11 protein-coding genes and 1 pseudogene are annotated in these 14,215 nt (G+C 66.4%); 7 read left to right on the plus strand and 5 right to left on the minus strand.

Annotated elements, in window-relative coordinates:
* Position 1 precedes the first annotated feature (1 nt).
* The 4 genes and pseudogenes from HQN78_RS25680 to HQN78_RS06100 form a co-directional block, all read right to left on the minus strand.
* On the minus strand, positions 2 to 2,104 hold the full coding sequence (locus tag HQN78_RS25680; RefSeq protein WP_304502841.1) for a hypothetical protein: 2,103 nt from the start codon (positions 2,102 to 2,104) through the stop codon (positions 2 to 4).
* Positions 2,101 to 4,269, minus strand: coding sequence for a DUF2345 domain-containing protein (locus HQN78_RS06090; RefSeq protein WP_370646601.1), 2,169 nt, complete (start codon positions 4,267 to 4,269; stop codon positions 2,101 to 2,103). Before HQN78_RS06090 ends, HQN78_RS25680 begins: the two co-directional genes overlap by 4 nt.
* Positions 4,151 to 4,810: pseudogene (locus HQN78_RS25775) on the minus strand (contractile injection system protein, VgrG/Pvc8 family); the annotation flags it as partial. The pseudogene HQN78_RS25775 and the gene HQN78_RS06090, both read right to left, overlap by 119 nt.
* A 298-nt stretch (positions 4,811 to 5,108) precedes the next feature.
* Positions 5,109 to 6,704: an ABC transporter substrate-binding protein gene (locus tag HQN78_RS06100; RefSeq protein ID WP_107799037.1), complete on the minus strand. Its 1,596-nt coding sequence runs from the start codon at positions 6,702 to 6,704 to the stop codon at positions 5,109 to 5,111.
* 595 nt (positions 6,705 to 7,299) lie between these two features.
* On the opposite strand from HQN78_RS06100, the gene HQN78_RS06105 reads away from it, so the two are divergent.
* Genes HQN78_RS06105 through HQN78_RS06135 form a run of 7 tightly spaced genes read left to right on the plus strand, consistent with a single transcriptional unit; the run spans position 7,300 to position 13,435 of the window.
* Entirely contained in the window at positions 7,300 to 8,289 is a 990-nt protein-coding gene (locus HQN78_RS06105; RefSeq protein WP_199225850.1) for an iron-containing redox enzyme family protein, read from the plus strand.
* A 9-nt stretch (positions 8,290 to 8,298) separates the two neighbouring features.
* Positions 8,299 to 9,300 (plus strand): hypothetical protein, encoded by a 1,002-nt coding sequence (locus HQN78_RS06110; protein WP_235088545.1) that lies wholly within the window; start codon positions 8,299 to 8,301, stop codon positions 9,298 to 9,300.
* 42 nt (positions 9,301 to 9,342) lie between these two features.
* On the plus strand, positions 9,343 to 10,299 hold the full coding sequence (locus HQN78_RS06115; RefSeq protein ID WP_235088547.1) for a hypothetical protein: 957 nt from the start codon (positions 9,343 to 9,345) through the stop codon (positions 10,297 to 10,299).
* Positions 10,233 to 10,832, plus strand: coding sequence for a hypothetical protein (locus HQN78_RS06120; protein ID WP_235088549.1), 600 nt, complete (start codon positions 10,233 to 10,235; stop codon positions 10,830 to 10,832). Before HQN78_RS06115 ends, HQN78_RS06120 begins: the two co-directional genes overlap by 67 nt.
* The gene (locus HQN78_RS06125) at positions 10,816 to 12,093 is read left to right on the plus strand and encodes an aspartate aminotransferase family protein (RefSeq protein ID WP_235088553.1); all 1,278 of its coding nucleotides are present in this window, start codon (positions 10,816 to 10,818) and stop codon (positions 12,091 to 12,093) included. The genes HQN78_RS06120 and HQN78_RS06125 overlap by 17 nt, the downstream gene beginning before the upstream one ends.
* Positions 12,090 to 13,007 (plus strand): EamA family transporter, encoded by a 918-nt coding sequence (locus tag HQN78_RS06130; protein WP_227103205.1) that lies wholly within the window; start codon positions 12,090 to 12,092, stop codon positions 13,005 to 13,007. Before HQN78_RS06125 ends, HQN78_RS06130 begins: the two co-directional genes overlap by 4 nt.
* Entirely contained in the window at positions 13,004 to 13,435 is a 432-nt protein-coding gene (locus HQN78_RS06135; RefSeq protein WP_227103203.1) for a GNAT family N-acetyltransferase, read from the plus strand. Before HQN78_RS06130 ends, HQN78_RS06135 begins: the two co-directional genes overlap by 4 nt.
* On the opposite strand, the gene fabG is transcribed toward HQN78_RS06135, so the two are convergent.
* Complete coding sequence (fabG, locus tag HQN78_RS06140) at positions 13,432 to 14,205, minus strand: 3-oxoacyl-ACP reductase FabG (RefSeq protein ID WP_235088556.1); 774 nt, start codon at positions 14,203 to 14,205, stop codon at positions 13,432 to 13,434. The genes HQN78_RS06135 and fabG overlap by 4 nt on opposite strands.
* Between the last annotated feature and the right edge of the window lie 10 nt (positions 14,206 to 14,215).

Below are 14,215 nucleotides of genomic sequence, written 5' to 3' on the forward strand. Positions count from 1 at the left end.
CTTAGTCCAGATTGCTGACGGCGGGGCTGTCGCGATAGAACTCGACCAGCGGCGCGACCGGCGGTTTGCCGTCACCTTGGGCTTTTTTGTTGGCCTCAATCAGATCGCTCCAGGCTTTGAATGCCTTGGCGATATCTTCCTGTGCGCCCCATGCTTTCTTCTCGCTGCGATCCCAGGTGTGCTGGCTCCACAGCTGTAGCCGGAGGTTTTTGGTCAGCGCCCCGTTCTGGTGGGCGATATTCAGCTCGCTGTCCACCTGCATGCTGCGGGTGTTGAGATTGGCCGAGCCCAGGGTGGTGAACACATCGTTGATCAGCGTCAGCTTGCTGTGGATGTAGACTGGCACCCAGCTGGCCGGCCGGGTCAGCTGGCGGCGCGGCGGCAGGCCCAGGCTGCGTTCGCGCGGGCTGCGCGCGTCGATGTAGGCGGCCGGGGTGTAGGGCGGCGAATCCGGCGCCACCAGGGTGCAGACATGGATTTTGAGGCCGGGGCGCGGCTGCGGGGCGATGGTTTGCGGCTGGCCGGTGCGCTTTGCCTGGCGGCTGGCTTCCTGGCTGGCTTTCAGGGCGGCTTCCGCCTGGCGCAGCGCCTGCTCGGCGTCGGCCTGCCGTTTTTGCAGGTCCAGGTAATAGCCGGGGTTGATGCCGCCGGCCGGCAGCGTACTCGCCTTGCGGCTTTCCAGCGCGATGTCGGCGTGTCGCTTGCGCGCCGCCTTCCACTGATTATGGCGCCAGTCCAGCTCCTGGCTGCGGCTGACATTGGGGATCAGCTCGGCGCGGCCCAAGGTGTCCAGCATGCGGTAGGTGTTGAGGGTGCCGGGGCCGACGCCCTCGTCGGAGGCGTTGGTGACCACGAACACATGCAGTTGGCCGTGCTTGCCGTCGCGGCCATGGCGGGTCAGGTTGTAGGCGACGTCGTTGATCTTGTCGGCCAGCGCCGGCCAGCGGAAGTACTGGTTTTCGAAGTAGAGGTAGCTCAGCGCGTTGTTGACCGCCTGCAGATACATGCTCTCAATGTCCTGGATGCCTGTTTTGCCGCTGAGCGGGTGGCGCTGCTGCGGCTGGGTGCGCAGGATTTGCAGCATGCATTTGCCCTTGGGGTCGATGTCGGTGCGTAGCGGCAGCCGCGGGTGGACATCCTTGGCCTTGCGCAGGGCGAGCAGGTCTTCGCCGGTTTCCTGTTGCCAGGCCTGGGCGAAGTTGTGGTGCAGGTGTTGGAGGATGGGGCCGCTGACGCGGCTGGAGATGTCCTGGCGCGGGCTGGCGCCGTTGCGGCCTTGATCGGGCGGGTGAACCCTGACACTGTGGGCCGGGGTGTCCCAGTACTCGTCCAGCATGTTGTGGCCCATGACGAAGCCGTAGGCGAGCGTGGGGTCGTCCATGTCGATCAGCACCATCTTCTGGTGATGGGTGGGCACGGCGGCGGACATCAGCTGCTGGCTGATGTCGGTGGGGGACTGCGCGCGGTAGCGCGCGGCGTGGAAGATTTCCAGCTGCTCCATCGCGCCGAAGCCGCGGCCGATGAAACGCAGCTTGCGCTGGCGGGTGGCTTGCTGTTGCCGCTGCTGGTGCTGGAGGCGAGCCTGCAAGGTGTGATCGGAGCCTTCGGGCAGCGACAGATCAAGCGCATGGCGTTGGTACCATGCCTTGTCGTACTGGTATTGCTTGTCGTCGGCGGTATGTTTGCGCGCGCCGAAGGGGGCGTCCTTGGTGCGGGCCTTGATGCGCAAGTCTCCCTTGCCGACCAGATTGGGTTCGCCGGCGAAGCCGGTGACATTGATGCCGAAGGGTTCGAAGGCCCAGCCGAGGACGCGGACGTCGACGCCGGCGGCGGCTTTTTGCTCCAGCAGCTGGCCGATCGGCGGCTGTTTGCCGTCGCGGATGAAGTGCATGGAGGGTTGGAAGCCCCAGCAGATGATGTCGACGCTGCGGCGGGCCTGGGCGATGGCGCGGTGGACGGCGTCGAAGGCGGCTTGGCCGCAGTTGAGCGGCAGGAAGGTTCCCCACTGGGCATCGTATTCGGCGTCGGACACGATCCATTCGCAGTGGAAGGTGGCCTCGCGGGTTTGCTTGAGGTTGAGCGGGCAGTAATAAGCTTTGCTCATTTCGCGTCTCCGCTGGCGTCGGGGGGCGGCGGGAAGAGCAGCCGGGCATAGCGCCGGCGCAGGTTTTGGGCATCGCCGTTTTCATTGGCGCGGGAGATGTTGTAGTCCTGGGGGTGCAATCCCAGATTGGCCAGCGGGTCCTGTTCATCGTCCTGGTATTGAGTGAGCACCGGCAGGATGACGGTTGCGCCATTGGCCAGGCGCACGCTGTAGCGGGCGGTGACGGCGTCATGAGCGATGGCGAGGCGGCCTTGGGCGTCCAGCACGCCGCGGCTGACTTCCTGGCCGTCGGCCAGCAGGGTATAGGGCATGCCGGCCAACTGGGCCGCGGCTTCCGGCCCCTGGCTCAATTTGATCCGCAGCGCTTCCTTGAGCAGGGTTTTGGGGTAGGCCGGGTGCTCCGCTTGCAGCTGGTCCGGTCCGGTGACGGTCCAGTTCCGCGCCTTGACGGTGTGGTTGCCGGGGCTGCCGATTTCCACCGTGCCGTCCTGCTTCAGGCGCAGGTAGGCGCCGCCGCAGAGCAGGGTCAGCTCCTCCTTGGCGGCGATCGCGATCTTGCCGCTGCTGCTGCTGATGTTCAGGCTTTCCAGCGCGTGCAGCTGCATCGGGCCGTTTTGCGCCTGCATCGTCACCGCGCCCTGGTTGGCGATCAGCTTGAGACCGAGTTTTTGCGCGAACAGGCTGATGCTTTCGCCGGCGGCCACGGTGAAGCGCTTCAGCACCGACACATCGGCCTGGGCGCCGGCGCTGAAGGCCAGGTTTTGCCCGGCCGCCAGTTGCAGCTGGGCCGGGGTGGCCAGCGCGATGCCGGCCGGCGCGTGCGCCAGCAGCGCCGGCTGCTTCAGTTCGGCCAGCGTCTGTTGCAGCAACTGTGTCTGCGCTCCTATGTCGGCCAGTTCGGCCTGGGCCTGCTGAGCCGCCTGGCGCAGGCTGTCCACCAGCTGGGCCGCTTCTTCCAGCTGATCCAGCGCCGCCTGCATGTCCAGTTGCTTGCCGCGCGCCTTGGGTTGGGCGTCGGTGCTGAGGAACAGCCCCTTGGCGGCGCGCAGCGCGCCCCAGCCGTCGGTCCTGAGTTCAAAGCCTTCGCCGCGCGGCGCGCGCTGGCCGTCCACTGCGTGGCCCAGATTGAGCTGGCTCTTGTCGAACTCGGTGGCCAGCTTGATGTGCTCCTGGCCCTTGCGGTCTTCCAGCCGCAGCTTGTTGTTGGCCCAGGTGCGGATCAGGTTGCGGCTGTCCCAGTGCGCGCCGGGGTTGCTGTCGGTGAGTTCGGAGTTGTGCAGGCAGCCGCTGATATAGGGCCGGTCCACATCGCCCAGCACAAAGCTGACCAGCACCTCGGTGCCTGGGTGCAGCGGGAAGTGCAGGCCGTATTCCGGGCCGGCGTAAGGCCGGGCCAGCCGCAGCGGGCGGCTGTCGCCGCCGGGCGACCATTCGTCCAGATCGAAAGGCAGGCGCACGCAGTAGCGGCCTTGCAGGTCGATAGCGCCGTAATAGGTTTTTTCCGGGGCGACGACGCGGGACGGCAGCGCGCCGGAGAGGCGCGGCACCGGGGTCAGTCGTTCCTGGCGATAGGGCCGGTCGGCGGGGGTGGCGGTGAAGGCGTTGCGGTAGGCGTCGCGGCGGCCGCCCTGATGGCGGACGGAAACCAGCAGCCAGCCGTCCGGGGCCGGAGCCAGCGCCGGGCCGTCGTGCTTGAAGATCTGGCCGGGGGCGAAGGCTTGCAGACAGTTGCTGTCTCCGGCGGCGATCCACTGGCGGCAATGCTCGCGCTGCTGGGCGATCAGCACCGCGCGCTGTCCCTGCTCCGGGTCTTTGTAGTGCTCGCCCCACTGGTAATCGACGCCGCGGGCGCCGGGGGTCTTGGCCGGCGGGCCGCCCTCGGCCAGCAGCGGCTGGTTGGCGTCGCGGTAGTTGTAGTCCTTGCGCTGTAGGCGGGCGCGGATGGGCTGGGCGGCCAGTTCGAAACGGCTCAGGGTTTCTTCGTTGTCGGCTATGCCGGCCTGGGGCGGAGCTTGAGCTTGACGCCGCCCTGGGCGGCTGGGCGGGATCGCGGCCGGTGCGGACGTAGGCGTCGATGTCGTCGCCGAAGACGATGGTTTCCCAGGCTGCGTTGTCGGGTTCGGTGAGCAGGTAGTAATAGAGGCCGGCTTTCTCGGCCAGCCGATGGATGAAGTCCAGATCGGACTCCTGATACTGGGTGACGAACTCCAGCTTGGGATAGGGGTTGGGGTCTTGGCCGAACAAGGGGCGCAGCCGCCAGGCGACTTCATGGCCGCGATAGCCGTGGCGGCGCAGCACGGTTTCGATGATGTCCGGCACGGTTTGCTGCTGGAAGATGCGGGAGAAGCGGCCTTCGGCCAGGCGGGCGAGCTGGGATTCGATGCGGACCTGATACAGCGCCTCGTCGCGGCTGGCGCTGAGGCGCTGGGCATGGCTGACCACGCCGCGCCAACGGCGCAGCAGCTGGGGCGGGGTGTCGGGAAAGAGGGCGGCGTCCGGGTGGGGGCCGTGGATGGAGAACAGCGCGTAGCGGTCCAGCAGGGAGACGAGGTCGATGTCTTGTTGGGCGGAGGTGAAGCGGATGTCGGCGGCGAAGGGCCGGCCTAGGGTTTCGTCCAGGGTGAAGGATTCGACCGACAGCAGCTCGGCCGGCAGTTCGGCGATCTTCAAACGGTAATGATTTGAAGGCTGACTATTCAAAGGCATGGCAATTTCCTTTATTTAAAAACAGCGCATGTCAATGGCGATTCAGCCATGTTTAAACGTGGGTGTGAATCAGGAAAAGTCTGAAAATGCCGAGAAATGCTTGAGCTCAATCAAATGCGGCTCATTGGATGAAGTCAGGCGGTTTTGCTTGCTTGGCTTATAAAATAAATTTATTAATTATCTGTTTTATGAGGAAAAATAAAGCGGGTTGTTTGGGGGAAGGGCTTGAAGCTGGGCCTGCGAGGGAGCGGAAAAAAAGCGGGCGCCGCAAAGCGACGCCCGCTGGAGACTTGATGACTTATTTGACGCTGACGCCGCTGAACTGATAATCGCCGAAGGGGCTGATCTTGAAGCCGTTCACTTCCTTGCGCATCGGCTGATTGATGATGGAGTGGGCGATGGTGGTCCACGGCAGATCGCGCTTGAAGAGGGTTTGCGCCTGCGAGTACAGCTTGGCGCGCTCGGCCTGGTCGTTCAGGGTGCGGGCCTTGATGATCAGCGCGTCGAACTCCTTATTGCAGTAGCGCGAGTAGTTGGAGCCGTTCACCGCCTCGCAGCTGAGCAGCACGCCCAGGAAGTTGTCCGGGCTGGCGTAGTCGCCGGTCCAGCCCATCAGGCCGGCGTCGTGCTCGCCGCGCTTCATCCGCTTCAGGTATTCGCCCCATTCATAGGACACGATCTTGGCCTTGACGCCGATCTTGGCCCAGTCGGACTGGATCATCTCCGCCATCAGTTTGGCGTTGGGGTTGTACGGCCGTTGCACCGGCATCGCCCACAAGCTCAGCTCGAAGCCGTTGGGGTAGCCGGCCTTGGCCAGCAGCGCCTTGGCGGCGGCCACATTATAGGGCGCGTTCTTCAGGCTCTTGTTGTAGGACCACAGCGAGGACGGGAAGGGGTTGCTGGCGGCCTGGCCCTGGCCCTGGTAGACCGCGTCTATGATGGCCTGGCGGTTGATCGCCATGTCCAGCGCCTGGCGCACCTCGCGCTTCTGGAACTGCGGCTTGTCCAGGTTGTAGCTGAGGTAGCCGATATTGAAACCGGGCGCGGTCAGCATTTTCAGCTTGGGATCGGTCTTCATCACCGCCAGATCGCTGGGGCGCGGATAGGACATGATCTGGCACTCGCCGGCCTTCATTTTCTGGTAGCGCACCGAGGGATCGGTGGCGATGGCGAACACCAGATTGTCCACCTTCACCGCGCTCTTGTCCCAGTAAGCCTTGTTGCCGGCGTAGCGGATCTGGGCGTCCTTCTGGTAGCGCTTGAAGATGAAGGGGCCGGTGCCCACCGGTTTCTGATTGATGTCGGCGGCGCGGCCGGCCTTGAGCAGCTGCTCGGCGTATTCGGCGGACAGGATGGAGGCGAAGGGCATGGCGATCTTGATCGCCAGGTCGGCGTCCGGCGCTTTCAAGACGAAGCGCACCGTCTGCGCGTCCACTTTTTCCACGGCGCTGACGTTGCTGGCCAGGCCGGTGTCCACCGCGTAGGGGAATTCCGTGTTGTAGGCTTTGCGGAAGGGGTGGTTCTTGTCGAACATGCGCATGAAGGTGAACACCACGTCGTCGGCGTTGAAGTCGCGCGTCGGCTTGAAATAGTCGGTGGTGTGGAACTTCACGCCCTGGCGCAGTTTGAAGGTGTAGACCTTGCCGTCCGGCGAGGCGCTCCAGGAGGTGGCCAGGCTGGGAATGGCCTTGGTCGAGCCTTTCTCGAAACCCACCAGGCGGTCGAACAGCGCGTGGCCGGCCGCGTCGAAGGTGGTGCCTGAGGTGAATTGGGCGGAGTCGAAGCCGTCCGGGCTGGCTTCGGAGCAGTAGACCAGGGTGCCGGCGGCCTGGACGGAGACGGCGAAAGCGGCGCAGCAGGCCGCGGCCAACAATTGCGGTTGGATCTTTCTCATTGCTATTTCCCTATTTGCAGAGCGGTGAAGGGCGCGGACGCCTTCTTCATGAGTGCTTGGCAGGCCCTTGGGGGCTTTCTATTTGTTCATCTGTCCGATTCCCGCCGTTTTGGCGGCCCGGCATGCGTTTGGGATGCCCGTTTGATGCCGGATTCAAGCGACTAAGGCGGGAACGGAAGACCCTGCCAGCATATAGATTGTTGCCCCGGCGTCAATCGTGCGCTGCGGCGTAAGCGCGCCCGCATTTGAGATTTTCGTTTCGACGAGCTGGGCGCATTTTAAGAATGATATTTAAAAACAGTTATTTGTGTCAGTTTTCAGGCGTTTCTGCATTGCGGCGGCAGGCATAAGATAGGGAGGCCTGCAAAAGGGCGTTTTTGTTTTCTCTTAAGCCAAGGAGAGCCAAATGCAAGCCAGCACGCAAGAAGCGGTGGTTGTGGTCAAACCCCGCAATCCGCGTCCGGTCCTGGTGCCGGTCCACTTGTAATCGGGTAGGAACGGGGCCGCCGTTTCAGGCGCAAAGCCCTGGGCCGATCCGGATTCCGCGCCGCCGGCTTGCCGGCGGCCGCGCTCATCTTTAAGAGGAGACTCCTTTGTGTCCCATCCGTCCGATCTTCGTTTTTGCCTGAACGGCGATGTGATTTCGCAATCGCCGCTGGTGGTCAAAACCGCCGGCGACGAGGAGTTGGAGATTTCCGCGGGTCTTGCCAGCACGGAGGAGGTCAGCGCGCTGATGGCGCGCCTGGCCGGCGGCTGCAGCCAGCGGGACGCGGAGCGCCTCCTGCCGCGCCAGTCCGCCGACGAGGTGCGTCGTTTGCTGGTCAGCCTGGAAAACTACGGCGTGATCCGCCCGCTGGCGCCGGCGCGCGGCAAGACCGGGCTGGAAGTGCTGCTGGAGGTGGAGGACCTGTCCAACCGCCTGCTCTACCAGACGCTGTACCGCAATCCGTTCTGGACCCATTGCCAGAACGCCAGCCAGCCGGGGGATATTCCGGAGCGGGTGTTCCACGGCATGGTGATAGAGAACTATCACTTTTTGTTCCGCGAAAGCTATTTCGACGCGCCGGTGCTGTCCTATGTGCCCAATACCCAGGCGCGGCTGGCGATGAACGCCTTCTTCGCCGAGGAGTACGGCCACGACGAGCTGCTGCTGCAGGCCTTGAACCGTATCGGCATCAGCCGCGAAGACCTGGCGCACGCCGTGCCGCTGCCGCAGACCATGGCGCTGTGCAATGCGCTGGCCTATTGGTCGCACAACGATCCGCTGTTCTTCTTCACCACGCTGGGCATTTTGGAAGGCAAGGACATCCGTCAGGACTCCTTCCTGGACGCCGCCTACCGGCTGGGCGTGGACGCGGATTTCCTGCGCCCGGTGAAGGCGCACTCGGACATCAATCTGAAGGGCGAGCACGGCAGCCTGACCCGCAAGATCTTCGCGCAGATCCCGGTGGTGGATCAGGAAACGGCGCGGCGCCTGCTGGCGCAAACCCATTTGTTCGTCGAGCTCTACGACGCTTTCTACAGCGCGGTCTGGCGGCATTATCTGCACGCCGACACTTTGCTGCGCCGCATCGAGCATTACTGAGGAGGCATTATGCACGGCCCCGGCACCCATGATCTGTTTCGTTACCCGGCGCTGCGGCCCGGGGTGGAAATCCAGCCGCAGGACGGCGGCGTGGCCCTGCTGTACCGCGAGCAGTCCTGCGATCTGCAAGTGGCCGACGAAGGGCGGCTGCAATTGCTGGCCCTGCTGGACGATCTGCAGCGCGCGCCGGCCAGCATGTCGGCGCTGCGCGCCGCCCATCCGGAGTTGGCGGGGACGATTCCCGGCCTGCTGGAGGAGTTGGACCGCCTGGGCCTGGTGACCGAGGCCAGCTTCGAATTGCCGGACGACGCGCTGTCCGGTTGCGAGTTCAACACCCGGTTGCGCAATCTGGCGCAAAGGGCGATGCGCAAGCGCGGCCATTCCAGGCTGTACGGCATGCTGTCCGACGGCAGCGCGCCGCGCAATGTGCTGATCGGCTACGCGCTGGAGTATTACTACCTGGTGCGCGCGGCGCCGGGCCTGATCGCCTCCGCGCTGTCGCACGCGGACAGCCGGCAGAACCAGCGCAGCATCCAGCGCTTCCTGGTGTCGGAGCTGGATCACGATCAGATGTTGGCCGAGAGCCTGGCCAGCGTGGACATGGAAGTGGAGGGCCTGGACCATCTGCAGCCCCTGCCGTCCACCTTCGCCTTGTGCGCGGCCTTGGGCGTGTTCGCGCGTCAGCATCTGCTGTCGTTCAAGAGCGTGTTGTTTCTGTTCGAGATGCCCGGCGACGAGTTCAACCGCGCGCTGGTGCGCTGTTGCGAACGCGCCGGACTGGACAAGGGCTTTTGGGAGCCGCTGCTGCGCCACGCCTACCTCAACGATACGCTGGGGCACGACGACATCACCTCCGAACTGCTGCAGGACATCAGCGCCATCAGCCGCGAGGAGCTGCTGGTGGTGGAGAAAAACCTGGTGCTGACCATAGAAACCATGGCGCTGCAGGACGAGGAAATCGTCGATTACTACAGCCGGCCGGACGCCTTGATGCCGCGGCTCTATTTGTAATCCCCCGCAGTAGTCTTCGAGACGGCAGCCAAGGAGAGAACGATGGAAGCCTGGCAAGTCACTCATTATCGCGCGCCCCACCTGGTGCCCTTCAGCGCCCATCTGGCCGACGACGGCCAGACCGTGGTGCTGGCGGCGGACGCCAAGGAGTATGAAATCCAGTTTTCCGGCGTGGACGGCGGCCGGGTGCTGGACAGCGTGCTGGCGATGGCCAATCCGGACGCGGAAATCTGGTTCGACATCCACGCCGGATCGGCGCCGTCCTGGCAGCTGTCGCTGGCGGAACAGCTGGACGCGCTGTCGCTGATCCGCGACGCGCCGGCGGACCCGGCGGCGCTGGAGCGGCAGCGCCGGCAGTGGGAGGCGCTGAGCCGCCGCTGCGTGGACAAGTTGTTGGCGGCCACCGCCGGCGCGGCGCGCGGCGCTTACGCGCCGGTGGTGCTGAACATGCTGCGCCTGCTGGACGAGCCGGCGCCGCAGGCCGACGCCTTTTGCATAGACGAGGCGGGCGCGCCGGAGTGGCGCGACAATTTCGCGCTGCAAACCTTCTATCTGCAAAAGCTGTACCTGGCCGACAATCTGCCGCAGGCGCTGACGCTGTGGCGGCGGGTGCTCAACGGCTTCGCCGACGGGGCCGGCTTCGTCGGGCTCAGCCGCCGCGAGGCCGGCGCGGCGGAGATGCCGGCCAGCGAGGGCTTTTACTGCCCGGCGCATCTGGAGGCCTATGCGCTGTGCCTGGTGGATCTGCTGCTGCTGGCGCCCAAGCCTGAGGCGCGGCGGCGGCTCCTCTGCCGCGAGCCGGCCTCGGCGGTGGACAGCGGCGTCAACTTCATGCGCCGCGCCGAGCAGTTTGCGCTGGACGGCCTGGCCGAGCTGGGCGAATCGCGCTATGTGCGCAGGGTGAACGCCGACGACGCCGGCTTCGGCCCCTGGTGCAAGGCCTGTTCATCGAGCAATACCACGTCACCCAGCGCTTCGTGGAAATCATCGCGCCGCTGATGACCAAGCGGCTGCGCAGCCCGCTGAAGCAACGGGTCTACCGTTATTTCCAGGAGGAGCTGGGCCACGAAGTCTACGAGCGCGCCACCTGCGAAGCGCTGGGCGTGCCGCCGGCCTGGCTGGACCAGGCGCTGCCGCTGCCCTTGTTCCAGGCCTATGTCGACGCCTTCACCGTGCTGGGCCGTTACGACCCCATCGGCTATCTGAGCTCCATCATGGTCACCGAGGGCATGTTGGGCGTGGACAATCCGGTGCACGAGCGGCTGGAGTCGCTGGTGGAGTTCCGCGCCGATTACCAGCGCGTGGCCAAGCGCCACGACGATTTGAATCTGGAGCTCAACCACGCCGCCTTGTCCCGGCTGTTCTTCCGCGAAATCAGCGCCTTGTCGCCGCGGACGCAGCAGCGCGCAGAGGCCAATCTGGCGTATCTGCTGGAGCTCAATCTGCGGGCGATGGACCAGGTGGCGGACTTCTACGGTCCGCAGGCGCAGCTGGCCGTCTGCTCGCTGGACGGCTATGCCGTCGCCGGCTGAACGCGCGGCGACGCAAGCCGCCTACGCCGCCAGCGTCAATCCGGCCTGGCTGGAAACGCTGAGGCAGTGCGGGCTGGACGCCCGGCCGCTGGAGGCGGAGGGCGCTTGGCTGCGGCTGGAGGACGGCCGGCGCTGGCTGGACTTCGTCGCCGGCTACGGCGCGGCGGCGCTGGGACATCGCCCGCGGGCGCTGCTGTCCGGCCTGGCGGAAGACCTGTTCGATCCCGCGCCCAATCTGCATCCGCTGGGCTTTTCCGGCCTGGCCGGCGATCTGGCCGCGGCGCTGCTGACGCTGGCCGGCTTCGCCGACGGCAAGGCCCTGTTCGCCAGCACCGGCGCGGAGGCGGTGGAGGGCGCGCTGAAGCTGGCGCGGATGGCCGGCGGCCGGCGGCGCGCCTTGAGTTTCGACGGCGGCTTTCACGGGCTGACCCTGGAAGCCACCGAACTGGCCGGCGGCGATTTCTGGCGGCAGGGCCTGCCGCGGCGCGAGGACTGCGCGGTCTTGCCCTGGGGCGATCTGGCCGCGGCGGCGGCGGAGCTGGCGCGCGGCGACGTGGCCGCGGTGCTGCTGGAGCCGGTGCAGGGCAGCGCCGGCGCGCGCGCCTGGCGCGGCGAGGATCTGGCCGAGCTGGCCGCCTTGTGCCGCCGCCACGGCGCGCGGCTGATCTACGACGAGGCGCTGTCCGGCCTGGGCCGCTGCGGCGCCTGGTTCGCCTATCAGGCGCTGGGCGCGCCGGCGCCGGACCTGCTGATTGTCGCCAAGGGCCTGAGCGGCGGCGTGCTGCCGGTGTCGGCGCTGCTGTTCCGCCAAGACATTTACCAGGCGGTGTTCGCCCGGCCCGGCTGCGCCAAAATCCACGGCTCCACCTTCGGCGGCAACCGGCTGGCCTTGAGCTGCGGCCTGCGCATGCTGGAGCTGTTGCGCCAGCTGGACGCGCCGGCGCGGGCGCGGGAGAGCGGCCGGTCCTTGCGGCGGCGTTGGCGGGAGGCCGGGCTGGAGGGCTTCGAGCTGGAGGGCCAGGGCCTGATGCTGGCGCTGCGCGCCGGCCCGGCGGCGCAAGACCGGCTGGGCGAGGGCGCCGCCGGTCTGCTGTGGCTGCAATTGCTGCAAGAAGGCGTGCTGACGGTGCCGGCTGCGCACGACGCCGCCGCGCTGCGCTTGCTGCCGCCCTTGAACGTGGCGGAAGCCGAGTTGGACTTTTTCCTGGAAGCCTGCCGGCGCGCCATCGCCGCGCTGGAACAAGAGGCGACGACATCATGAAGATACGACACGTATTGCTGGCGGTGCTGGTGGCGGCCATCTGGGGCCTGAGCTTCATCGTGGTGAAGATAGGGCTGACCGAGTGTCCGCCGCTTTTGCTGGCGGCGCTGCGCTTCGTGGTGGTGTTCGCGGTCGGGGCCTGGTGGTTCACGCGGCCGTCCTTGCCCTGGCGCTGGTATCTGCGCGCCGGGCTGTGCCTGGGCGTGATCCAGTTCGCCGGCCTGTTTTCCGCCATCAAGCTGGGCATGCCGGCCGGCATCGTGTCGGTGCTGGCCCAGTTGCAGGTGTTCATCACCTTGCTGCTGGCCAGTCTGCTGCTGGGCGAAACGCGCTCCCGGCTGCAAAAGGCGGTGATGGCGCTGGCGTTGCTGGGCGTCTTGCTGCTGGGCTACGCCCGTTACCAGGACGCCTTGCCCTTGCTGCCGCTGGCGCTGGCCTTGATCGGCTCGGCCGGCTTCGCCTGGGGCAATGTGGAGCTCAAGCGCGCCGGCAAGGTGGACATGTTCGCCTTCACCGTGTGGATGAGCCTGGTGCCGCCGCTGCCCCTGCTGCTGCTGTCCTTCGCGCTGGAGGGCGGACCGGCGGCGGCCTGGAGCGCCGTGGCCGGCTTCGGCTGGACCGCCACGCTGGCGCTGTTGTTCCTGGCCCTGGTCGGCACCCTGTTCGCGCTGGGCAGCTGGGGCAAGCTGCTCAGCCTGTATCCGGCCACGCTGGTGGCGCCGTTTTCGCTGCTCAGCCCGGTTTTCGGCCTGCTGGGCGGCTATTGGATCCTGCATGAACATTACGACGCGCTCAGCATCGTCGCGTCGGCCTTGATCGTCGCCGCGCTGGCCTTGAACACTTACGCCGGCAAACTGGACGCCGCGCGCGGCTGGCTGGCCGTCCAACTGAACAAGAGGACCGCGCCGCGATGAAGGAGGCAGAACTGGAGATTTCCACCGACAAGCACCGGCTGGACCTGGCGCTGATCCACGCCTTCTTGCACGATCACGCGCCCTGGGCCAAGGGCATTTCGCGCGCCACGGTGGAGCAGGCCATCGCCGGCTCGCTGTGCTTCGGCGCCTATCTGGACGGGCGGCAAGTGGGCTTCGCCCGCGTGGTGACCGATCTGGCCACCTTCGGCTATCTGTGCGACGTGTTCGTGACGCCGGAGCACCGCGGCCGCGGCTATGCGCGGCAGCTGATGCGCGGCGTCGCGGCCGAGCCGGCCTTGGCCCGGCTGCGTCGCATCGTGCTGGTGACCTCCAACGCCCACGCGGTCTACCGGCCCTTCGGCTTCGCCGCGCTGGAACACCCGGAGCGCTATATGGAGCTGCACCGGCCGGATGTCTACCAGGGCTAGCCGGTCAGCGCGTCCAGAGACTCAGGCAAGACCTGGCCGCCGTCCACGATCAGGGTCTGGCCGGTGATGAAGCCCGCCTCCTTGCTGGCGAAGAACAACGCGGCGTTGGCGATGTCGTCCACGCTGCCCAGCCGCCGCAGCGGCACCGCCGCCGCCATCTTGTCCAGATAGTCCTCGCCCAGCTCGCGCAGCCCCTCGGTCAGCACATTGCCCGGCATCACCGCGTTGATGGTGATGTCGTCGCGCGCCAGCTCCAGCGCCGCGCTGCGCATGAAGCCCAGTTGCGCGGCCTTGCTGGCGCCGTAATGGCTCCAGCCGGCGTAGCCGGTGACCGGGCCGGTGATGGAGGAGGTCAGGATCACGCGGCCGTACTCGGCCTGCCGCAGATAGGGCAGCGCCGCCTGCACGCAAAGGAAGTTGCCGCGCACATTGGTGTGCTGCACCTGATCCCATTCCTCCGCGCTCATGCTCTCCAGCGGCGCGGACGGGAAGATGCCGGCGTTGCAGCACAGCACGTCCAGGCCGTTGGACGCGGCGGTGTCCGCCAGCAGGCGGGCCACGTCCTCGGGACGGGCCACGTCGGCGACGCGGCCGACGGCGTTCAGGCCGTCGGCGCGCAGGCGGGCCAGCGCGGCGTCCAGCTTGTCCCGGCTGCGGCCGCTGATGGTGACGTGCGCGCCGGCGCGGGCGAAGGCCCGCGCCAGGCCCAGGCCGATGCCGGCGGTGCCGCCGGTGATGAGAACGTTTTTGTCTTGAAGCGGGGTCAACATGATGAATCTC

It is taken from the genome of Chromobacterium sp. Beijing (assembly GCF_021496765.1).
In the GTDB taxonomy this organism is placed as follows: Bacteria; Pseudomonadota; Gammaproteobacteria; order Burkholderiales; family Chromobacteriaceae; genus Chromobacterium.

What these genes read in the sequence shown, in the direction of transcription:
- fabG (WP_235088556.1), bottom strand. Translation starts at nt 14,205, where the DNA reads ATGTTGACCCCGCTTCAAGACAAAAACGTTCTCATCACCGGCGGCACC.
- HQN78_RS06130 (WP_227103205.1), top strand. Translation starts at nt 12,090, where the DNA reads ATGAAGATACGACACGTATTGCTGGCGGTGCTGGTGGCGGCCATCTGG.
- HQN78_RS06100 (WP_107799037.1), bottom strand. Translation starts at nt 6,704, where the DNA reads ATGAGAAAGATCCAACCGCAATTGTTGGCCGCGGCCTGCTGCGCCGCT.
- HQN78_RS06135 (WP_227103203.1), top strand. Translation starts at nt 13,004, where the DNA reads ATGAAGGAGGCAGAACTGGAGATTTCCACCGACAAGCACCGGCTGGAC.
- HQN78_RS06115 (WP_235088547.1), top strand. Translation starts at nt 9,343, where the DNA reads ATGGAAGCCTGGCAAGTCACTCATTATCGCGCGCCCCACCTGGTGCCC.
- HQN78_RS06125 (WP_235088553.1), top strand. Translation starts at nt 10,816, where the DNA reads ATGCCGTCGCCGGCTGAACGCGCGGCGACGCAAGCCGCCTACGCCGCC.
- HQN78_RS25680 (WP_304502841.1), bottom strand. Translation starts at nt 2,104, where the DNA reads ATGAGCAAAGCTTATTACTGCCCGCTCAACCTCAAGCAAACCCGCGAG.
- HQN78_RS06110 (WP_235088545.1), top strand. Translation starts at nt 8,299, where the DNA reads ATGCACGGCCCCGGCACCCATGATCTGTTTCGTTACCCGGCGCTGCGG.